Source organism: Frigoribacterium endophyticum, from assembly GCF_011759585.1.
Lineage (GTDB): Bacteria > Actinomycetota > Actinomycetes > Actinomycetales > Microbacteriaceae > Frigoribacterium > Frigoribacterium endophyticum.
Genome location: NZ_JAAOYV010000002.1, coordinates 330,552 through 350,929, shown reverse-complemented (window position 1 = coordinate 350,929; position 20,378 = coordinate 330,552). Strand labels below are relative to the sequence as shown.

17 protein-coding genes are annotated in these 20,378 nt (G+C 75.3%); 8 read left to right on the top strand and 9 right to left on the bottom strand.

Features of this window, described 5'->3' with window-relative positions; genetic code table 11:
• Positions 1-125: 125 nt before the first annotated feature.
• From FHR77_RS08995 to FHR77_RS08985, 3 genes are read right to left on the bottom strand one after another with little or no spacing between them, the layout of a single operon-like run.
• Positions 126-1,277, bottom strand: coding sequence for an Mrp/NBP35 family ATP-binding protein (locus tag FHR77_RS08995; RefSeq protein WP_341777295.1), 1,152 nt, complete (start codon positions 1,275-1,277; stop codon positions 126-128).
• Positions 1,270-1,821, bottom strand: coding sequence for a DUF1003 domain-containing protein (locus FHR77_RS08990; RefSeq protein ID WP_167259752.1), 552 nt, complete (start codon positions 1,819-1,821; stop codon positions 1,270-1,272). Before FHR77_RS08990 ends, FHR77_RS08995 begins: the two co-directional genes overlap by 8 nt.
• Entirely contained in the window at positions 1,808-3,127 is a 1,320-nt protein-coding gene (locus FHR77_RS08985) for a magnesium transporter MgtE N-terminal domain-containing protein (protein WP_167259751.1), read from the bottom strand. The genes FHR77_RS08990 and FHR77_RS08985 overlap by 14 nt, the downstream gene beginning before the upstream one ends.
• A gap of 48 nt (positions 3,128-3,175) precedes the next feature.
• Here FHR77_RS08985 and FHR77_RS08980 point away from each other — a divergent pair, with 48 nt between their 5' ends.
• The 4 genes from FHR77_RS08980 to FHR77_RS08965 all read left to right on the top strand — a co-directional run bounded on the left by FHR77_RS08980 (position 3,176) and on the right by FHR77_RS08965 (position 6,184).
• Complete coding sequence (locus tag FHR77_RS08980; RefSeq protein ID WP_056056548.1) at positions 3,176-3,673, top strand: YflT domain-containing protein; 498 nt, start codon at positions 3,176-3,178, stop codon at positions 3,671-3,673.
• 155 nt (positions 3,674-3,828) lie between these two features.
• Positions 3,829-4,458, top strand: a complete 630-nt coding sequence (locus tag FHR77_RS16025; protein WP_167259750.1) for a hypothetical protein — start codon at positions 3,829-3,831, stop codon at positions 4,456-4,458.
• A 218-nt stretch (positions 4,459-4,676) separates the two neighbouring features.
• Positions 4,677-5,387: a YcnI family copper-binding membrane protein gene (locus tag FHR77_RS16020; protein ID WP_243861749.1), complete on the top strand. Its 711-nt coding sequence runs from the start codon at positions 4,677-4,679 to the stop codon at positions 5,385-5,387.
• On the top strand, positions 5,384-6,184 hold the full coding sequence (locus FHR77_RS08965) for a copper resistance CopC family protein (protein WP_167259748.1): 801 nt from the start codon (positions 5,384-5,386) through the stop codon (positions 6,182-6,184). The genes FHR77_RS16020 and FHR77_RS08965 overlap by 4 nt, the downstream gene beginning before the upstream one ends.
• 97 nt (positions 6,185-6,281) lie before the next feature.
• Here FHR77_RS08965 and FHR77_RS08960 read toward each other — a convergent pair whose 3' ends face one another.
• A complete protein-coding gene (locus FHR77_RS08960) occupies positions 6,282-7,769 on the bottom strand; it encodes an aminopeptidase P family protein (RefSeq protein WP_167259747.1) in 1,488 nt (495 codons plus the stop codon).
• A gap of 41 nt (positions 7,770-7,810) precedes the next feature.
• Positions 7,811-8,839 (bottom strand): endonuclease/exonuclease/phosphatase family protein, encoded by a 1,029-nt coding sequence (locus tag FHR77_RS08955; RefSeq protein WP_243861637.1) that lies wholly within the window; start codon positions 8,837-8,839, stop codon positions 7,811-7,813.
• A gap of 68 nt (positions 8,840-8,907) precedes the next feature.
• Between FHR77_RS08955 and FHR77_RS08950 the strand changes: the two genes are divergently transcribed.
• On the top strand, positions 8,908-9,762 hold the full coding sequence (locus tag FHR77_RS08950) for a PHP domain-containing protein (protein WP_167259745.1): 855 nt from the start codon (positions 8,908-8,910) through the stop codon (positions 9,760-9,762).
• 84 nt (positions 9,763-9,846) lie between these two features.
• Here FHR77_RS08950 and FHR77_RS08945 read toward each other — a convergent pair whose 3' ends face one another.
• A complete protein-coding gene (locus FHR77_RS08945) occupies positions 9,847-11,355 on the bottom strand; it encodes a DEAD/DEAH box helicase (protein ID WP_167259744.1) in 1,509 nt (502 codons plus the stop codon).
• Between the two features lie 84 nt (positions 11,356-11,439).
• On the opposite strand from FHR77_RS08945, the gene FHR77_RS08940 reads away from it, so the two are divergent.
• Positions 11,440-12,159 carry a ferritin-like fold-containing protein gene (locus FHR77_RS08940; RefSeq protein ID WP_082514527.1) on the top strand — a complete coding sequence of 240 codons (720 nt, stop codon included), beginning with the start codon at positions 11,440-11,442 and terminating at the stop codon, positions 12,157-12,159.
• A 75-nt stretch (positions 12,160-12,234) separates the two neighbouring features.
• Here the strand turns inward: FHR77_RS08940 and FHR77_RS08935 are convergent, their stop codons facing one another.
• Entirely contained in the window at positions 12,235-12,528 is a 294-nt protein-coding gene (locus FHR77_RS08935; protein ID WP_167259743.1) for a hypothetical protein, read from the bottom strand.
• Positions 12,529-12,532: 4 nt separating this feature from the next.
• Positions 12,533-12,757 carry a DUF3107 family protein gene (locus FHR77_RS08930; RefSeq protein WP_167259742.1) on the bottom strand — a complete coding sequence of 75 codons (225 nt, stop codon included), beginning with the start codon at positions 12,755-12,757 and terminating at the stop codon, positions 12,533-12,535.
• Positions 12,758-12,862: 105 nt separating this feature from the next.
• On the opposite strand from FHR77_RS08930, the gene FHR77_RS08925 reads away from it, so the two are divergent.
• Both FHR77_RS08925 and FHR77_RS08920 read left to right on the top strand, forming a co-directional pair.
• Positions 12,863-16,027 carry a UrvD/REP family ATP-dependent DNA helicase gene (locus tag FHR77_RS08925; protein ID WP_167259741.1) on the top strand — a complete coding sequence of 1,055 codons (3,165 nt, stop codon included), beginning with the start codon at positions 12,863-12,865 and terminating at the stop codon, positions 16,025-16,027.
• On the top strand, positions 16,024-19,326 hold the full coding sequence (locus FHR77_RS08920; protein WP_341777294.1) for an ATP-dependent DNA helicase: 3,303 nt from the start codon (positions 16,024-16,026) through the stop codon (positions 19,324-19,326). The genes FHR77_RS08925 and FHR77_RS08920 overlap by 4 nt, the downstream gene beginning before the upstream one ends.
• A gap of 16 nt (positions 19,327-19,342) precedes the next feature.
• Here FHR77_RS08920 and FHR77_RS08915 read toward each other — a convergent pair whose 3' ends face one another.
• The gene (locus FHR77_RS08915) at positions 19,343-20,344 is read right to left on the bottom strand and encodes a phosphotransferase (RefSeq protein ID WP_167259740.1); all 1,002 of its coding nucleotides are present in this window, start codon (positions 20,342-20,344) and stop codon (positions 19,343-19,345) included.
• Positions 20,345-20,378 lie beyond the last annotated feature (34 nt).

Genomic DNA, 20,378 nt, shown 5'->3' with positions numbered 1-20,378 from the left:
GGGCTCGTCGACGCCCACAGCCCAGCAGGGGCGCCCCGCACGCGCGGGGCGCCCCTGTCGTGCGTCCGGGCCCGGTCAGGTGAGGCCGGCCCCCGGCGCCGTCAGCGGACGCCGTCCGGGCGTCGTCAGCTGACGCTGAGGCCGAGCTTGCGGCCCGCGAGCCCCCGGCCACGCACGGCCAGCTGAGCTGCCAGGGCGTCGACGGCCCGTGCCGCGGGGTCACCGGGGCTCGAGAGCACGACCGGCCGTCCGTCGTCGCCGCCTTGCCGCAGCTCGAGGCTGAGGGGCACGCTGACGAGCAGCGGCACCTCCGCCTCCTGGCCCGCCGACAGGCGACGGGCGGTCTCCGCGCCGCCGCCGGAGCCGAAGAGCTCGAGCACCGTTCCGTCGGCCTGGGGCAGGCCCGCCATGTTCTCGACGACGCCGAGGAGGCGCTGGCCGGTCTGCCGGGCCACGAGGCCGCTGCGCTCGGCGACGTCGGCCGCCGCGGGCTGTGGCGTCGTCACGACGAGCACCTCGGCGTGCGGCAGCAGCTGGCCGACCGAGATGGCGACGTCGCCGGTGCCCGGCGGGAGGTCGAGCAGCAGGACGTCGAGGTCACCGAAGAAGACGTCGGTGAGGAACTGCTGGATGGTGCGGTGCAGCATCGGCCCGCGCCAGGCGACGGCCGTCGAGGTGTCGTCGACGAACATGCCGATCGAGATCACCTTCACCCCGTGGGCCACGGGCGGCAGGATCATGTCGTCGACGCGCGTGGGCTTCACGGAGGCGCCGTCCGCGTCCACGAGGCCGAGCAGGCCCGGGATGCTGAAGCCGTAGACGTCGGCGTCGACGATGCCGACCGCCAGGCCGCGCGCGGCGAGGGCGACGGCGAGGTTGGCGGTCAGGGTCGACTTGCCGACGCCGCCCTTGCCGCTCGTGACGGCGTAGACGTGCGTGAGGGTCTCGGGGCCGAACTGCATGCCCCTCGCGGCACGGCCCGCCCGGAGCTTCTCGGTGAGCGCGTGGCGCTCGGTCGCGGTCATCACCGTCACGTCGACCGTCACCGCGGTGACGCCCTCGACGGAGGCGGTCGCCTCGCGGACGTCGCGCTCGATGGTGTCGGCGGCCGGGCAGCCCACGATCGTGAGCTTCACGGAGACCGTCGCCGCGCCTCCCTCGTCGACCACGACGTCGCCGATCATGTCGAGCTCCGTCACGGGGCGACGGATCTCGGGGTCGAGCACCCGGCCGAGCGCGCCGTGCACGCGCTCGACGAGGTCGGCGGCGTCAGCCACGGGCGTCGGCCGCGTGGTCGCCGGCACGGTCGGCCGCGTGCTCGTCGGCGTCGCGACGGTCGAGCTCCTCGAGCAGCGAGCGCAGCTCGGCGCGGATGAAGTCCTTGCTGGCCATGTCGCGGATCGCGATGCGGAGCGCGACCACCTCGCGGGCGAGGTACTCGGTGTCGGCCAAGTTGCGCTCGGCCCGCTGGCGGTCCTGCTCGAACTGCACGCGGTCGCGGTCGTCCTGCCGGTTCTGCGCGAGCAGGATGAGCGGTGCCGCGTACGAGGCCTGCAGCGACAGGATGAGGGTGAGCGCCGTGAAGCCGATCGCGGCGCTGTCGAAGCGCCAGCTCTCGGGGGCCAGCACGTTGTAGCCCATCCACGCCACGCAGAAGAGCGTGAGCGCGATCAGGAACTGCGGCGTGCCCATCGCGCGGGCGATCGCCTCGGTCGCGCGGCCGAACCGGTCACGGCTGACGCGCTGGCGACCGGGCAGCACCCGGGTGCGGAGGCCCTTGGGGGAGTCGAGGCGGACCGTGCTGCGGTTATCGCGTGCCACCGGGTGTCCTCCTCGTGGTCGTGGTCAGCGGTGCTCGTCGGGCGCGGGGGCGCGACCTGCCCAGGGGCTGGTCGGGATCCTGGCTGCGCCAGTCGTCGGGCAACACGTGGTCGAGGACGTCGTCGATGGTCACCACCCCGACCAGACGGTGGGCGGCGTCGACGACGGGCACGGAGACGAGGTTGTACGTCGCCATGACGCGCGTCACCTCGAGGGCGGTCGCGTCGACCCTGACCGGCTCGAGCTGCTGGTCGAGCAGCGTGCCGAGCCGTTCGTTCGGCGGGTAGCGGAGCATGCGCTGGAAGTGCACCATGCCCAGGAACCGGCCGGTGGGCGGCTCGTAGGGCGGCAGGGTGACGCAGACCGCCGCGCCGAGCGCGGGGGCGAGCTCGTGGCGGCGGATGAGGGCGAGCCCCTCGGCCACCGTCGCGTCGGCGGAGACGATCACCGGCTCGGTGGTCATCAGGCCGCCGGCCGTGTCGGCGTCGTAGCTCAGCAGCATGCGGACGTCGTCGGCCTCGTCGGGCTCCATCAGCCCGAGCAGGTGCTCCTTGCGCTGCTCGCCGAGCTGCGACATGAGGTCGGCGGCGTCGTCGGGCTGCATGTGGTCGAGCACGCCGGCCGCGCGCTGGTCGTCGAGCTGCGCGAAGATCTCGACCTGCTCGTTCTCGGGCAGCTCCTCCAGCACGTCGGCCAGACGGTCGTCGGAGAGCTCGGAGGCCACCTCGAGGCGCCGCTCGGCCGTGAGGTCGAGCAGCGTGTTGGCGAGGTCGGCGGGCAGCAGGTCGGAGTACGCGGCGATGAGGTGCTCGGCGCTCTGGGCCTCGCCGGTCTCGGCGTCCTCCGACACCTCGTCCCACGCGGCGAACACGGTGGGGCCCTTGCCGAAGGGCGACGGCGTCGCCTTGGGCTTGCGGAGGAAGAGCTGGCCGATCTCCCAGTCGCCCTCCGAGACCTCGTCGATCGCGACGTCCTCGACGGTGGCGTGGCCGCCGTCGCGGAGCAGCGTGACCTTGCGGCCGAGCATCTCGGCGATGACGCGCGTCTCGCCGCCGCGCTGCTCGAACCGGCGCAGGGTGATCACGCCGTTCGTGATGATCTGGCCCGAGCCGATGCTCGTCACCCGGCCGATGCTGACGAAGACGCGCCGCTTGCCGGGCACCTCGACGATCAGGCCGACGACGCGGGGCGCGCCCGAGCCGCGGTAGACGACGAGCACGTCGCGGACCTTGCCCAGCTTGTCGCCGGCGGGGTCGAAGACGGAGCACCCGGCGAGACGGGCGACGAAGACTCTGGTGGCGCTCACCCGTCCACGTTAGCCGCTCGCCGGTCGGGCCCGTGATGTAATCCAGGCATGACGAACCAGAGCCCCCTGGCCCGCCGCTCGGCCGGTCCGCCGACCGTCCCCCGGGGCGACGTGCTCGGCACCTACGACAGCTACCCCGAGGCCCAGGCGGTCGTCGAGAAGCTGTCGCACGCCGAGTTCCCGATCAAGCAGCTCGCGATCATCGGCAACGAGCTCACGACCGTCGAGCGGGTGACGGGTCGGATGAGCTACGGCCGCGCGGCGCTCGCCGGCGCGGTGACCGGGCTCTGGCTCGGGGTGTTCTTCGGCCTCGTGATGCTGCTCTTCTCGCCCGAGACGGCGACCGTGACCACCGTCGTGGCCGCCGCCCTGATCGGCGCCGGCTTCGGCATGCTCTACGGCCTCGCCAGCTTCGCGGTGAGCCGTCGGCGCCGCGACTTCACCTCCACCCACCAGGTGCTCGCCCGCAGCTACCAGATCGTCGTCGACCCGGGCGTCAGCCACCGCGCCCGCGAGATCCTCTCCCGGCCCGACGCCGGGCGCTGAGGCGAGCCGGGCCTCCGCCCCCCCCGCCCTCGGCGCCGGCATCCTCCTCCGGCCTCCCGCGGCTCCGCTCCCGGCGGGGCTCTGTATCCTTGACCCTGCGCCGCGCGGGCACCCGCCCCGGCGCGCCTCTGCACGCCCCCGAGCGAGAGACCGACGTGACGACGACCCGATGGACGCGGTTCCTCCGCGGCTGGCTCACCGCCGGCTTCTCCGTCGTGGTCGCCGCCTTCTCGCACGTCGCCGGCGGCGGCGAACGACCCGGCCTGCTCGGCGTCGTGCTCGCCCTGGCCTTCAGCGTGCCCCTCTGCGTCGCGCTGGCCCGCGGGCGGGTGTCGACCACGCGCCTCCTGCCGGCCGTCGCCCTCAGCCAGCTCGCCTTCCACCTGCTCTTCACCGTCGGGGCCCCGGCGGCGGGCCAGGGGCCGACGGCCTCCGGGGGCCACCACGGGCCGCTCGTGCTCACCGCCGCCGTCGACGGCGCCTCGCGCCTCGCGACCTCGGCCGGCGCCGACCACGTCATGGCGATGTCGTCGTCGACGATGTGGCTCGCGCACGGCCTCGCCGCCCTCCTCACCGTCCTCGGCCTCCGCCACGGGGCCCGGTGCGCCGACCGCCTCGTGCGGCTCGCCGCGCGTCGTCTCACCGTCGTGAGGCTCCTGCTCGCGGGCACCGGCTCCGTGCCGGAGTCGCGGGTCGTGCCGATCACGGAGGTCGCCACGCGGCGCCCCGCGCCCCTGGTCTTCCTCACCGCGCGTCCCCGCCGCGGTCCGCCCGTCGTCGCCTGAGCCCGCGCTCCCTCGACGCCCGTCGACGGAGCCGCACGACGCCCCCGCCCCCGGCGGGGCCCCTCGTGCACCTCGACGACCCGGTCGCGCACCGCGCACCGAGACAGGACACCCTCGTGACCCACCGCACCACCACCCGCACCTCGTCCCGCACCGTCCGCACCTCGCGCCGCGGAGCCGTCGCCGCCCGCGGAGCCGCCGCGCTCGGAGCGGCCGCGCTGCTGGCCCTCGCCGCCCCGCTGTCGGCCTCCGCCCACGTCCGCGTCGACCCCGGCCAGGCCGACGCCGGCTCGTACGCCACGCTCACCTTCAAGGTGCCGAACGAGTCGGCGACGGCCGGCACCGTCCAGCTCGTGGTCGACCTCCCGACCGACACCCCGTTCACCTCGGTCTCGTACGAGCCGCTGCCCGGCTGGACGACCGAGGTCACCACGTCGACGCTGCCCTCGCCGGTGGAGGTCGGCGACGCGACCGTCACCGAGGCGCCCACCTCGGTGACCTGGACGGCCGACCCCGGCGTCCAGGTCGCGCCCGGCCAGTTCGAGCGCTTCGTGATCTCGGCGGGCGCCGTGCCCGACACCGGCTCGGTGCTGCTGCCGGCGCACCAGCACTACTCCGACGGCACGGTCGTCGACTGGGCCGACGAGACGCCCGCGTCGGGCGAGGAGCCGGAGCACCCCGCTCCCGTCCTGTACGTGAACGACGCGCCGCCCGCCGACGCACACGGCTCGTCGCACGACGCGGGCGCCGACACGGCGTCCGACGAGGCGGCCGTGACCACGACGTCGTCCTCCGGCGACAGCGGCACCGTCGCGCTGGCGCTCGGCATCGGGGGGCTCGCCCTCGGGGCGGTCGCCCTGGTGCTGAGCGTGGTCGCGCTCACGCGTCGCCCGCGCACCTCGGCCGAGGGCACGGTGACCGGACGATGACCCGGGCCACCGCGCCGACCGCGCCCCGCGCCTCCTCGAGGCTCGCCCGCCGTGGTGCGCTCGTGGCCGCCGCCGGCGCGGTGGCCGCGCTCGCCCTGGCCCCCGCCGCGGCGCAGGCGCACGACTACGTCCTGACCAGCGACCCCGCCGCCGGGTCGACCCTGACGACGTCGATCGACACGGCGTCGATCACCTTCAGCGACGTCGTGCTCGACCTCTCGGGCACGGGCTCGTCGAACGTCCTCGAGGTGACCGACGCCTCCGGCCTGCACTACGAGGACGGCTGCTCGACGACGGCGGGCCCCGTCCTCTCGACCGGGGTCGCCCTCGGCGGGGCGGGCGACTACACGCTGACGTACCAGGCCGTGTCGGCGGACGGCCACACGGTCTCCGACACGGTGCCGTTCCGCTACGAGCCGGCCGCCGGGTCGACGGCCGCGCCGGGGGCCGCCGAGCGGCCCGCCTGCGACGCGTCGGGAGGCGCGGGTGAGGCGACCGGAGCGACCAACGCTCCCGAGGCGGCCGCGACCCCGACCGCCGAGCAGACGACGACGGCCGGCGAGCCCGACACCGGCGCGTCGGCGTCGGCGTCGGCCGCCGACGGGGGCACCTCCGACGGCGCCGCCGACGACCAGGCGAACCTCGGCGTCGTCATCGGCATCGCCGTGGGCATCGTCGTGCTGGCGCTCGTCGCCGTCGCGGTCGTGCTGCTCACCGCGCACCGACGACCGGCCGGAGGCGCGGCGACGGGCACCGGCACCGCGCACGACGGCGACGGCGGCGGCGGAGGGAGCTAGCCTCCGCCGCGCCACGGTGCACGACGGCCCCGGTCCCTCTCGGGTCCGGGGCCGTCGTGCTCCGACCCGCGGGGCGGGGCGGAGCGTCAGGGCGTCGTCAGCTGCGGGCGACCCAGGCCTCGACCTCGGCGACCGTGCGCGGGATGCCGACCGAGAGGTTCTCGGCGCCGTCGGCCGTGACCACGATGTCGTCCTCGATGCGGACGCCGACGCCGCGGAACTCCGCCGGGACGGTCAGGTCGTCGGACTGGAAGTACAGGCCGGGCTCGATGGTGAAGACCATGCCGGGCTCCAGCACGCCGTCGAGGTAGAGCTCGCGGCGGGCGGCGGCGCAGTCGTGCACGTCGATGCCGAGGTGGTGGCTCGTGCCGTGCACCATGTAGCGACGGTGGTGCTGGGCGTCGGGCTGCAGCGCCTCCTCGGCGGTGACGGGCAGGAAGCCCCACTCCGCCGTCCGCTCGGCGATGACCTTCATCGCGGCCTGGTGGATCTCGCGGAACCGGATGCCGGGGCGGACGATCGCGAACGCCGCGTCGGCGGCCTCGAGCACGGCCTCGTAGACCAGGCGCTGCACGTCGGTGAAGCGGCCGTCGACCGGGAGGGTGCGGGTGATGTCGGCCGTGTAGAGGCTCTCGAGCTCGATGCCGGCGTCGATCAGGATGAGGTCGCCGGGGCGCACGACGCCGTCGTTGCGCGTCCAGTGCAGCACGCACGCGTGCTCGCCGGAGGCGGCGATCGTGTCGTAGCCGACCGTGTTGCCGTCGGCGCGGGCCCGGCGGTTGAAGGTGCCCTCGACCAGGCGCTCGCCACGGGGGTGCGCGACGATCTCGTCGAGGTCGGCGATCACGTCGGTGAACCCGGCGCCGGTCACGGCGACGGCCCGGCGCATCTGGGCGATCTCCCACTCGTCCTTGACGAGCCGCAGCTCGCTGAGGTCGCGGGCCAGGTCGTCGGTGCGCTCGACGCGCTCGGCCAGCTCGGAGGCGGGGGCCTCCAGGTCGGCCTCGTCGCGCACGGCGTCGACGCGGCGCGTGAGGTCGGGGTCGGCCTCGCGCACGAGCAGCGTGTCGGCGTCGACCTGCCCGACGACGGCCTCGAAGTCGGCCAGGTCGCGGGTGGCGAGGCCGAGGTCGGCCCCGACCTGGGCGAGGGTCGGGCGCGGGCCGATCCAGAACTCGCCGATCTCCGGGTTCGCGTAGAACTCGTCGGAGTCGCGGCCGGCGCTGGCCCGGAAGTACAGGGTCGCGTCGTGGCCGTCGCCGGCGGGCTCGAGCACGAGCACCGAGCCGGGGACGGTGTCGGCGCCCCAGCCGGTCAGGTGCGAGAACCCCGAGTGGGCGCGGAAGGGGTAGTCGCAGTCGTTCGACCGGACCTTCGCCTGCCCGGCCGGCACGACGAGCCGCTGCCCGGGGTGCAGGGCGGAGAGCCGGGCCCGGCGGGCGGCGGCCCAGGGAGCCTCCTCGCGGGGCTCGGGGAGGACCTCGGGGTGCTCGGCCCACTGCGACGAGATGTAGTCGCGGAAGAGGTCCGACCCGGGGGTGGTGGATCGGTTGGTGGTCGCGCGGGGCGCCGTGTCGTCAGCCATGCCCGCCATTCTCCCCGATCGGGCCCGGCGCCGTCAGCCCCTCAGGCGCCCGTCGAGCTCAGCTGCGCGACGACCGGGCGGTGGTCGCTGCCGACGTCGTCGAGGTCGGTGACGACCTTGAAGCCGGTCGTGTACCACTGCCGCGTGGCCATGACGTGGTCGATCGGGGTGCCCAGCAGCGGAGCCACGTCGGCGGGCCAGGTGCCCAGGCCGCCGTTCGCGGTCGAGACCGCGGCGTCGCGGCACCGCCCCAGGGCGCCGCCGGCCCGGCCGAGGCCCGCCATGTGGTCGACCGTCGCGTTGAAGTCGCCGGCCATGATGACGTCGCCGGTGCGGCACGCGTCGGCGAGGGCGGTGAGGCCGTCGCGCCAGGCCGGCACGTCGTCGCGCGTCGGTGCCTGCGGGTGTGCGGCCACGATCGTCGGGCCGGTGCCCGACACGGGGGTCGCGACGACGGACGGCATCAGGGGAGTGGTCTCGACGGCGACGCCCGCCTCGTCGACGGCGACCGCGTACTGCCCGAGCGCCGTGGAGATCAGCAGGGAGGTGGGCTTCGCGCTCGCCACGTCGTCGTAGGCGACGGTCAGCACGCTCATCGGGAGGCCTGCGGCTCCCATGGCCGCGGCGACCGCGGCGGCCGTCTCGGCGTCGGTCTCGGGCAGGCTCACGACCTCGGCGCCCTCCTCGACCGCCAGGGCGGCGATCCGGTCGGCGCCCGGGGCCCCGCCCAGGGTGTTCCAGGCGAGCACGGTGACGTCGGTCGGCTGCGCCTCGACGAAGTCCTCACGACCGAGGCCCCGGGCGCCGACGAAGCCGGCGGAGACGGCGCCGAAGACCAGCAGCAGCACCGCGATCGACGAGGCGAGCGAGCGCACCGGACGGGCCACCAGGGCCACGACGAAGAGCACGACGGCGGCGCCGGCGGCCACGACCGCGGCCGCGCCGCGGAAGGAGACGAGCTGCGCGGTCGGCCAGGTGCGCTGCAGGTCGAGCACCTGGGGCCAGAGCGCGAGGAGCAGCGCGGCGGCGACCGCGAGGACGAGGAGGAGGGCGACGAGACGACGGATCATGGCCCTGCCGAGCATAGGTGACCGGGCCCTCCACGGCGACGCCCGGGGGCGACGCCTACGATGGGGTGATGCCCTCCCGCCCGATCGACCTGCACACCCACAGCAGCGTCTCCGACGGCACCGAGACCCCGGCCGAGCTCGTCGCGGCCGCCGTGCAGGCGGGGCTCGGCACCGTGGCCCTCACCGACCACGACTCCACGGCAGGCTGGTCGGAGGCGACCCGGGCCGTCGCGGGCACCGGCCTCACGCTCGTCCCCGGCATGGAGCTCAGCACCCGCCTGGGGCTCGACAGCGTGCACATGCTCGCCTACCTCTTCGACCCGACCGACCCGGCCCTCGTGGCCGAGACGGCGAGGCTCCGCGACAGCCGCCTCCACCGGGCCGAGCGCATCGTCGAGCGCATCGCCGCCGACTACGACATCTCCTGGGGCGACGTGCTCGCCCAGTCGACGAGCGGCGCGACGCTCGGGCGCCCCCACATCGCGGACGCCCTCGTGGCGAAGGGGTTCGCCCCCGACCGCAGCGCCGCCTTCGCCGGGATCCTGCACTGGCGCTCGGGCTACTACGAGCCGCACGAGGCGCCGAGCCCGCTGCTCGGCGTGCGCCTCGTCCGTGAGGCCGGGGGAGTGCCCGTCATCGCGCACCCCGCGACCCGCGGCCGCGGCACGAACATCCCCGAGCGGGCGTTCGACGAGCTCGTCGAGGCCGGGCTGATGGGCGTCGAGATCGCGCATCGCGAGAACACCGACGCGGGGGCCGAGCGCCTCCGCGCCCTGGCCCGCCGGCACGACCTCATCGTCACCGGCTCCAGCGACTACCACGGCGAGGGCAAGCCGAACCGGCTCGGCGAGAACAGCACGGCGCCCGAGGAGCTGGAGCGGATCGTCGAGGCGGCCACCGGCTGGGCGCCCGTCCGCGGCTGACCCGGCCCGCGACTCCCGCACGCCCTCGGGTGCACCGAGAGCCCCCGTCGATCTCGACGGGGGCTCTCGGTGACGAGCGGTGCGTTACTGCGCGGCGGGCGCCGAGCCGTCGCCCGCGGGGCGACGACGACGGGCGCGGCTGCGACGACGAGGGGCCTCGCCCTCGGCCGTCGTGGAGGCCGAGCCGCCGTCGACGGGAGCCTGCTCGCGGGGGGCCTCGGTGCGGGCCTGACCGTCGCGACCCTGGCCGTCACGGGCCTGGCCGCCCCGGCCGCCGGAGCGACCCTGGCCGTCACGGCCCTGGCCGTCGGAGGCACGGGTCGAGTCACCGCCGCGACCGCGGGAGCGCGACGCCCCGGCGGCACGCTCCCGGGGAGCGGTGGAGCCGCCGTCGACGGCCGCCTTCGGGGCGGACGCGAGCCGGCCCTTGGTGCCGGCGGGGATGTCGAGGTCGGTGAACAGGTGCGGGCTCGACGAATACGTCTCGACCGGCTCGGGCTGGCCCATGTCGAGCGCACGGTTGATCAGCGCCCACTTGTGCATGTCGGCCCAGTCGACGAAGGTCACCGCGATGCCGGTCTTGCCCGCGCGGCCGGTGCGGCCGGCGCGGTGCAGGTAGGTGTCGTGGTCGTCGGGCACGGTGTGGTTGATGACGTGCGTGACGTCGTTGACGTCGATGCCGCGGGCGGCGACGTCGGTGGCGATCAGGATGTCCTTCTTGCCTGCCTTGAACGCGGCCATGGCACGCTCGCGCTGCTCCTGGTTGAGGTCACCGTGCACGGCGGCGGCGTTGAAGCCGCGGTCGGTGAGCTCCTCGACGAGCTTGGCGGCGGCGCGCTTCGTGCGGGTGAAGACGACGGTCTTGCCGCGGCCCTCGGCCTGGAGGATGCGGGCGATGACCTCGTCCTTGTCGAGCGAGTGCGCCCGGTAGACGACGTGCTTGATGTTCGCCTGCGTCAGCCCCTCGTCGGGGTCGGTCGCCCGGATGTGGATCGGCTTCGTCATGAAGCGGCGGGCGAGCGCCACGATCGGCCCGGGCATCGTCGCCGAGAACAGCATCGTGTGGCGCGTCGCCGGGACCTGCTGGAAGATCTTCTCGATGTCGCTGAGGAACCCGAGGTCGAGCATCTTGTCGGCCTCGTCGAGGACGACCTCCTGCACGTTCTTGAGGTCGAGGAGGCGCTGGCCGGCCAGGTCGAGGAGGCGCCCGGGGGTGCCCACCACGATCTGCGCGCCGGCCTTGAGCTGCTCGACCTGGCCCTCGTAGGCCTTGCCGCCGTAGATGCTCACGACCTTGGTGGCGCGGTTGGCGGTGGCGACCTCGAGGTCGTCGGCCACCTGGACGCACAGCTCACGGGTCGGGACGACCACGAGGACCTTGACGCCGGGGGCCGGGTCGAGCCCGATGCGCTGGATGATGGGGAGGCCGAAGCCGAAGGTCTTGCCGGTGCCGGTCTTGGCCTGGCCGATGATGTCCTGGCCGCTGAGGGCGAGGGGGATCGTCTGGGTCTGGATGGGGAAAGGTTCGAGGATCCCCTTCGACGCCAGAGCGTCGACCATGTCGGGGTCGATCGCGAGGTCTGTGAATGTCAAAGTGTTGCCCTGTCTCATATAGGGGGATGCGAGGAGTTTAGCCGGTCGGGGCGAGCGCCCCTCCGGACCCCGTAGGATGACGGCGTGGTGTCATGGATGGGCCGTAGGTCACAGCGCGGCGTCCCGACCCTCCAGTGGCCGCGACCCGCGTCGCGTCCGGTCGCCGTCAACCGGGTCGAGCTCGGTGACTTCACGCCCGACCTCGCCGTCTACCTGGGGCAGGCCGCGTACCTCCAGCTGGCGCTCTTCGAGTCGCTGGCCCGAGCCTCCGCCGTCGCCCCGAGCGTCCGCGCCCGGGAGGTCACCGGCCACGTCGCCGGCAGCACCCTCGACCGTCACCGCGGGCTCGTGGCCGAGATCCGTCGTCGCGGCGACGACCCGACCGAGCTGATGGAGCCGCACGTCGCGGCCGTCGACGACTTCGGCCGGCGCATCGAGGGCACCGACTGGTCGGAGGCCGTGCTCGGCGCGTACGTCGGAGCCGGCCTGCTCAACGACGTCTTCGTCCGGCTCGCGGCAGGGCTCGACGGCGACCCCCGCGACCGCATCGTCCGCGTGCTGGAGGCCGGCGACGACCAGGCCGTCATCGTCGAGGAGCTCTCCCGGGCGATCGGCGACGACCCTGCCCTGGCCTCGCGGCTGGCGCTCTGGGGCCGACGGCTCGTCGGCGACACCCTGCTCGTGGCCCGCGCCGCGATCGACGCCGCGCACGTCTCGGCCGACGACGAGCGCCTCGAGCCGGTCTTCACCGAGCTCATCGCCGCGCACACGCGCCGGATGGACGCGCTCGGCCTCACGGCGTGACCGTCTCCCGCCGAGCGGAGCCCGTGGGCTGAGGACGGCCGCGACCGGCGCACACCGGTCAGGCTCCTGCGACGGTCAGGCGCCCGCGACCACCCGCTCGTAGAGCTCGGCGTCGGCCCGGCGCCGCCGGGTGACGAGGCCCCGGGCGACGAGGGCGCCGGCCACCGCCGGGAGGGCGAGCGACACGACCCAGATCCATCCTCCGTCGGCCCGCCAGCCCAGCTGCAGGAGGAGCTCCCACGCCACGGCGGCGACGACCGTCGCGACGCCGGGCACGAGCAGCACGCCGCGCGTGTCGCGCGCGGGCAGGGCGGCGTGCAGCACGAAGCCGATCAGGGCGCCGCCGAGGCAGACGAAGAGGAGCTCCACGGGGTCAGCCGACGAAGCCGACCCGACGGCTCTCCTCCGAGCCGACCTCGACGTACGAGAGCGACGCGGTCGGGACGAGGTAGGTCTTGCCCTTCGAGTCGGAGAGGGTGACGTACGACTTGCCGCCGTCGAGGGCCTGGGCGACGACGGCCTCGACGTCGGAGGCGCTCTGCGACGTCTCGAAGCTGATCTCACGGGGGCTGTTGGCGATGCCGATTCTGATGTCCACGACGTCACGATATCCGACGACGCCGGGTCGGGCGTGCCCGTTCACTGTGGGCGCAAGCAGCCCGGCCGACGCGCTCCGTCGGTGGCGGCCGGTAGCGTCGACCCCATGGTGGCGACGGCGTTCCGACCGGTGACCGACGACGAGCGCTCGGCGCGCGTCGTCGAGCTCGACGCGTCCCAGCGCGCCGTGCTCGAGCTGGCCGACGGGGCGTCCGCCGCGGTCATCGGCGCCCCGGGCAGCGGCAAGACGACCACGCTCGTCGAGTTCGTCGTCGACCGCCTGCAGCGGCGGGGCTGGGCCCCCGGCTCCGTGCTGGCGCTGTCGCCGACCCGCACGACGGCCACGCGCCTCCGCGACGTCCTGGCCTCGCGCGTCGAGGTGCCGACGCCGGGCCCGCTGGCGCGGACCGTCGCCTCCCTCGCCTTCGACGTCGTCGGCCACTCCGCGCGCCTCGCGGGGCAGGTGCCTCCGACGCTGCTCACCGGAGGCGACCAGGACAGCATCGTGCGCGCCGTGCTCGAGGGGCACCTCGCCGACGGCGGCGGGCCGGCCTGGCCCGACGAGCTCGGCCCGCGCGTGCGGGCGCTCCGCGGCTTCCGCACCGAGCTGCGCGAGGTCCTGATGCGCACGACCGAGCAGGGCCTGTCGGGCGACGACCTCCGCCTGCTGGGCGACCGGCTCGACCGGCCCGCCTGGCGGGCCGTCGCCGACTTCGCCGACGAGTACCACGCGGTCGTCGACGGCCTGGCCGGCCGCCGCCTCGACTCGGCGGAACTCGTCGACTTCGCCGTGGCGGCCCTGGACCGCGGCGAGACGGCGCCCGCCGTCGACGGCCTCCGCGTCGTGCTCGTCGACGACGCCCAGGAGGCCACCCGGTCGACGGTCGCCCTCCTCCGCGCCCTCGTGCGTCGCGGCGTCGCGGTCGTCGCCCTCGGTGACCCCGACCTCGCGACGACGGCGTTCCGCGGCGGCAGCCCCGACGTGCTCGGCCGTCTCGCGCCGCGGCTCGGCCTCGACCGGGTCGAGACCCTCTGGCTGACCCGGGTGCACCGGCACGACGACGCCCTGCGCGAGCTCGTCGGCCGGGTCACGGCCCGCATCGGCACGGCCGCCGCCGGGCGGCAGCACGCGGCCGACGCCGCCGGTCCGACGGCCGATGAGGGGCCCTGGCGTGACGTGCCGCCGGTGGTCACCGTGCAGGCCGACAGCCCCGCTCACGAGGTCTCGGGCGTGGCCCGGCTGCTCCGCGAGCACCACCTCCTGCGCGGCGTCCCGTGGGCGCGCATGATGGTCGTCGTCCGCAGCGGCGGGCAGGTGACCTCGGTCGCGCGCAGCCTCCAGCTCGCCGAGGTGCCCACGCGCACGCCGGTGGCGGGCCGGGCCGTGCGCGACGAGCACGGGGCCCGGCACCTCCTCCTCGCCGCCTCGGTGGCGGTCGGTCGTGACGCGCTCACGGCCGAGGTGGCCGCCGACCTGCTGCTCGGACCGCTCGGCGGGTTCGACCCGCTCTCGCTCCGACGGCTCCGCCTCGCCCTCCGGGCGGAGGAGCTCGCGGGCGGCGGCACGCGATCGGCCGACGCCCTGCTGGTGGAGGCCCTCGGCGCCCCCGGGCGCTTCGTCACGATCGACTCGAGGCCGGCCGCCCGGGCCGGCCGGGTCGCGGCCAGCCTCGACGCCGCCCGTCGGGCCGCCGACGAGGGCGCGAGCATCGAGGAGGTCCTCTGGGGGCTCTGGGAGCGCAGCGGGCTCGCGACCGAGTGGTCGACCCGGTCGGCCGGGCGCGGCATCGTGGCGGCCGAGGCCGACCGCCACCTCGACGGCGTCGTCGCCCTGTTCACCGCCGCCAAGCGGTACGTCGAGCGCACGCCCGAGGCGCCCGCCGTGGGGTTCCTCGACGCCCTGCTCGACGCCGAGGTGCCCGAGGACACCCTGTCGCCCCAGGCCTCGGCCGACTCCGTCCTCGTCTGCACCCCCGCCTCCGCCGTGGGCGTCGAGGTCGACGTGGTCGTCGCGGCCCGGGTGCAGGAGGGGGTCTGGCCGAACCTCCGCGTGCGGGGCGCACTGCTCGGGCCCGACGAGCTCGTCGACGCCGCCGAGCGGCTGCGCGCGGGCGAGCTCGCCGGCCCCGCCCCGGCCGCGCCGACCGACGCGCGCGCCGGCGTCCTCAGCGACGAGCTCCGCATGTTCGCCCTGACGGTCTCCCGGGCGCGCCGCCAGGTCGTCGTGTCGTGGACGGCCGACGACGCCGAGGGGCCGTCCGTCTTCTCCCGCCTGCTGCCCGCCGACGTGCCCCGCGCCTCCGGCGGTCACCCGCTGTCGCTGCGGGGGCTCGTCGGCCACCTGCGCCACGCGCTCGTGACGACGCCGAGGGGCGTCCGCGGCGACGCGGCGGCCCGGGGGCTCGCCCAGCTCGCCGAGGCCGGCGTCGCGGGGGCCCACCCCGGGCAGTGGTACGGCCTGGCCGAGCCCACGACGACGGCCCCGCTCGTCGACCTCGCGGTGCCCGAGACGCACGTGCCCGTCTCGCCGTCGCAGCTCGGCTCGTTCGAGGAGTGCCCCCTGCACTGGTTCGTCGACCGCTTCGGCGGCTCCGCCCCGAGCGCGGCGATGGGCCTCGGCACGGTGCTGCACGACGTGATGGAGCACGCCACGGCGACCGACGTCGAGTCGCTCTGGGCCGCGGTCGAGGAGCGCTGGGGCGAGCTCGAGTTCGAGTCGCCGTGGATCGCCGAGGCCGAGAAGAGACGAGCGCGGCAGATGACCGAGAGCCTGTCGTCGTACCTGCGCGACTTCGAGGCCTCCGGGGCGGAGCTGCTCGCCGCCGAGTCGTCGTTCACCCTCGACATCGGCCCGGCCCGGCTCCGCGGGGCGATCGACCGCGTCGAGCGCACCGCCCAGGGCGCGGCCGTCATCGTCGACCTCAAGACCGGTCGAGCCGTGCCCACCTCGCCGCGCGCCGTGGCGGAGCACCCCCAGCTCGGCAGCTACCAGGTCGCGCTCGCCGACGGGGCGATCGAGGAGGTGCCCGAGGGCACGGCGCCCGGCGGCGCGAAGCTCGTCATCGTCTCGTCGGGGGTGCGCGGCAAGCTGTACCGCGAGCCCGCCCAGGCGCCGTTCGACGCCGAGACCCTCCAGGGCTTCCGCGACCGGGTGACCGACGCCGCGGAGGGCATGGCCGGGCGCGTGTTCGTGGCCCGGCTCGACGAGCACTGCGAGGGGCGCAACGGCGGCACCTGCCGCATCCACGTCGTCGGGGAGGTCAGCTCGTGAGCGTCGCGACGCCAGGCCCGACGACGGGGCTCTCCGAGGCCCCCGCCCGAGGCCTCCGCTCGGCCGTCGAGATCGCCGAGGTGCTCGGCCTGCCCCGCCCGACCGCCGAGCAGCAGGCGGTCATCGAGGCGCCCCTCGAGCCGGCCCTCGTGGTGGCGGGCGCCGGCAGCGGCAAGACCGAGACCATGGCGAACCGCGTCGTCTGGCTGCTCGCCAACGGCCTGGTCGGGGTCTCCGAGGTGCTCGGCCTCACCTTCACCCGGAAGGCCGCGGGCGAGCTCGGTGAACGGATCGAGCGCCGCGTGCAGCAGCTCGGGGCCGCCGGGCTGCTCGGCGACGACGTCGACCCGTTCGACGCCCCGACCGTGTCGACGTACAATGCCTTCGCCAACGGCATCTTCCGCGACAACGCCCTCCGGGTCGGGCGCGAGAGCGAGGCCCAGGTGCTCGGCGAGGCGTCGTCCTGGCAGCTGGCGCGCTCGCTGGTCGTCGCGAGCACCGACGACCGCCTCGCCGGGCTCGGCCGCAGCGTCGACTCGCTGACCGAGGCCGTGCTGCGGCTCAGCCACGCGCTGAGCGAGAACGTCGCCGACGCGGCCGACGTGGCCGACCTGGCCGAGCGGTTCCTCGACCTCGCCGGCCTGCCGTCGACGAAGGGCACGCCGTACAAGTCGGTGGTCGACGCCGTGGCGGCCGTGTCCGCCCTCCCTCCTCTGCTCGAGCTGGCGAGGGCGTTCTCGGACGAGAAGGCGCGCCGCGGCTTCGTGGAGTACTCCGACCAGGTCGCGCTCGCGCTCGAGGTCTGCGAGACGGCGCCCGACGTGGTGACCGAGCTGCGCACCCGCTTCCGGGTGGTGCTGCTCGACGAGTACCAGGACACCAGCGTGGTGCAGACGACCCTCCTCTCGCGCCTCTTCGCCGGCACGGGCGTGATGGCGGTCGGCGACCCGCACCAGTCGATCTACGGCTTCCGCGGCGCCTCCGCCGCCAACCTGGGGCGGTTCCCGGTCGACTTCGAGGCCGCGCCGGGCGCTGTCTACAGCCTGTCGACGAGCTGGCGGAACGCCTCGCGGGTGCTCGACGCGGCCAACGCGGTCGTCGCCGAGCTGGCCGCGGCGGCCGAGGGCGCCGTCGCCGAGCTCAGCCCGCGCCCCGCGGCGCCCGAGGGGCGGGTCGAGGTCGTCTTCGAGCAGACCCTGCCCGCCGAGGCGGACCGCGTGGCCCACTGGCTCCAGCGGGAGCTCGACCCGGCACGGCACGGGGGTGCCGAGCCGCGGACGGCGGCGATCCTCTTCCGGTCGAAGAAGACCGTGCCGGCGTTCGTCGAGGCGCTCGCCGCCCGCGGCGTCCCGTACCACGTGCTCGGCGTCGGGGGCCTGCTGCAGCGGCCCGAGGTCGTCGACCTGGTGTCGTGCCTGCGCGTGCTCCACGACCCCGCGGCGGGCTCCGAGCTGATCCGCCTGATGGCGGGCGCGCGGTGGCGCGTCGGGCTGCACGACATCGCCGTGCTGCGGTCGGTGTCGTCGTGGCTCTTCTCCCACGACCACGCCCAGCAGCAGCTCGACGACGACGTCGCGGCGGGCTTCCGCGCCTCGGTCGCCGTGGGCGAGCACGGCTCGATCGTCGACGCGCTCGACTTCGTGACGACCGCTCCCGAGGGCCACCGCCAGCTGGCCGAGTTCAGCCCCGAGGGGCTCGCCCGTCTCCGGCGCCTCGGCTCGCAGCTCGCCTTCCTCCGCGGCCGCGTCGGTCTCGACCTGGTCGACCTGGTGACCCTGGTGCAGCAGGAGATGCTCCTCGACGTCGAGGTCGGCGCCGCGACCGGCCAGGGGCACGGCGGAGCCTGGCTGCAGGCGCTGGAGGACGAGCTGGCCGGCTACGTGGCCACCGACGAGTCGGCGACCCTCGGGGGCTTCCTCTCCTGGCTCGCGGCGGCCGAGCGACGCGACGACATGGGCCCGCGCTCGGAGGACGGCGAGCCCGGCACCGTCCAGCTGCTGACCGTCCACGGCTCCAAGGGCCTCGAGTGGGACGTCGTGGCCGTGCCGCGGCTCGTCGAGGGGGAGCTGCCCGGCACCTCGCGGGAGGGCGTCGGCTGGCTCGGCTTCGGCGAGCTGCCGTTCGAGTTCCGCGGCGACGCGGCCGAGCTGCCGCAGCTCGCCTGGCGGGGCGTCGACGACCAGAAGGAGTTCGACCAGGGCCTCGCCGCGTTCCGGGCCGAGCTCGTCGAGCGGCACCTCGCCGAGGAGCGGCGCCTCGCCTACGTCGCCCTCACCCGGGCCCGCGACGCCGTGCTGCTGAGCGGGTCGTTCTGGTCGACCACCGTCAAGCCCCGGGCGGTGAGCCGGTACCTCCGTGAGCTCGTCGACGCGGGGGTCCTTCCCCCGGGCGCGCTGCCCGAGCTGCCCTACGACGACGAGAACCCCCTGGCCGACACGACCCGGGAGCTCGCCTGGCCGATCGACCCGCTCGGCCCGCGCCGGGCCGCGGTCGAGGGAGCGGCGGCCCGGGTCGGCCGCGAGCTCGCCGCCCGCGCGGCCGACCCCGACCGACCCGACGTCGTCGACGGACCGTGGTCGGCCGACATCGACCTGCTGCTCCGCGAGCGCGACGCCATCCGCGAGCGGGCGGGGTCGATCGACCTGCCGCAGCGCATCCCCGCCTCGCGCTTCAAGGACTACGTCAGCGACCCGGCCGCGGTCGCGACGTCGCTGCGCCGCCCCCTGCCCGAGAGGCCCTATCGGGCGACCCGGCTCGGCACGCTCTTCCACGAGTGGGTGGAGGAGCGGTACCGGCCGACGGGGCGCGCGGAGGTCCTCGACGCGTGGGCCACCGAGATCGACCTCGACGACGAGCGGGTCGGCGGCACGGCGGGCCTGGTCGACCCTGACGACGCCAGGCGCCTCGTCGAGCTGCAGCGCACGTTCGAGCGCTCGCCGTGGGCGGGCGTCGAGCCGGTCGAGGTCGAGCTCGAGGTGCACCTGCCGCTCGGCCGCCGCACCGTCATCTGCAAGATCGACGCCGTCTTCGAGCGCGACGGGCGCTGGCAGGTCGTCGACTGGAAGACGGGCGCCGCGCCCGTCGACGACGCCGACCTCGAGCTCCGGCAGCTGCAGCTCGCCCTGTACCGCGAGGCCTGGGCCAGCTTCCGGGGCGTGCCGGCCGAGAGCGTCGACGCGGTCTTCTACTTCGTCGCCGACGACGTGGTCGTCGAGCCGCGGCACGTGGCCGACCGGGCCGAGCTGGTCGCCCTCTGGGAGGCGGTCGAGGTCGGGCGTCCGACGACGGGCCCGCGGTAGGGGCGCCGGCGGCGGCCTAGGAGTGCCGGCGCTCCGTCGAGGCGAGCAGCTCCTCGACGCCGTCGAGGTCGAGGGCGGCCGTGCCGCCGGCGCCGATGCCGCCCTGCGACCCGGCCTGGAGCCGGTCGACGAGGTCGGTCATCATGCCCACGGCGTCGTCGACGACCGCGGTGCTCTTCGTGCTCGTGCCGTGCAGCAGCCACTTGGCGAGGTCGAGCTCGCGGTACAGCGTGGCCCGGTGGCGCAGCTGGTGGTCGCTGGTGCCGCGGGCGGCGTTGTAGGCGTCGAAGGCGGAGTCGATCGCCTCGCGCCCGGGGGCGCCGAGCAGCCAGGCGAGGTCGCGCGCAGGGTCGCCGACCTGGAGGTCGTGCCAGCCGAGCACCCCGCTGACGGCGTCGTCGACGACGAGCACCGACGACGCCTCGAGCGCGGCGTTGACGACCGTGGGCTGGAACTGCCAGAGCACGCTGTCCTGGATCGCCGCCTCCCACCGCTCCAGCAGCGCGGCGGGGAGCAGCCGTGTCGAGGCAGCCCGGTCGACGAGGGCCGCCGACGACCGCATCGCCTCGAAGGGCGTGTGGCTCGTGAGCCCGGCGTCGGTGACGAAGCTCGTGGGGAGCGAGTGGATCGCGGCGATGCCGCGGCCCAGGGCGGTGGGCAGGCCGGAGCCGGAGGTGACCTCGCTGCTGCGGAGGTGGCGCCCGGGCACGAAGTCGTAGACGATGCCGCGCGTGCGGCCGATCGGCGCCTGGCCCCGGTACTGCGGGACGGCGAAGGGGAGGCGACCGCGGACCCCGGCGCTCAGGGCGCGCAGCGCGACGAGGTCGGCGGACTGGGTGGCCTCGGCGCGCTGGCTGCGGGGCACCCGCACGATCAGCTGCTCGCCGTCGCTGCTGCCCACGACCGCGGAGTCGTAGTCGCCGCCCTGGGAGGAGCCGTGCGGCGACGCCGTCACGACGTCGAGCTCGGCGACGGCGGCCGTGGCCAACGCGGCTAGAGTGAGATGAGATCTGGCCATGCCCTCAGGGTAGGCCGCCGCGCCCGGTGCCACT

Coding starts and splice junctions, on each gene's coding strand:
- FHR77_RS08980 (WP_056056548.1), top strand. CDS start 3,176: ATGACGAACCAGAGCCCCCTGGCCCGCCGCTCGGCCGGTCCGCCGACC.
- FHR77_RS08965 (WP_167259748.1), top strand. CDS start 5,384: ATGACCCGGGCCACCGCGCCGACCGCGCCCCGCGCCTCCTCGAGGCTC.
- FHR77_RS08960 (WP_167259747.1), bottom strand. CDS start 7,769: ATGGCTGACGACACGGCGCCCCGCGCGACCACCAACCGATCCACCACC.
- FHR77_RS08955 (WP_243861637.1), bottom strand. CDS start 8,839: ATGATCCGTCGTCTCGTCGCCCTCCTCCTCGTCCTCGCGGTCGCCGCC.
- FHR77_RS08950 (WP_167259745.1), top strand. CDS start 8,908: ATGCCCTCCCGCCCGATCGACCTGCACACCCACAGCAGCGTCTCCGAC.
- FHR77_RS08925 (WP_167259741.1), top strand. CDS start 12,863: ATGGTGGCGACGGCGTTCCGACCGGTGACCGACGACGAGCGCTCGGCG.
- FHR77_RS08915 (WP_167259740.1), bottom strand. CDS start 20,344: ATGGCCAGATCTCATCTCACTCTAGCCGCGTTGGCCACGGCCGCCGTC.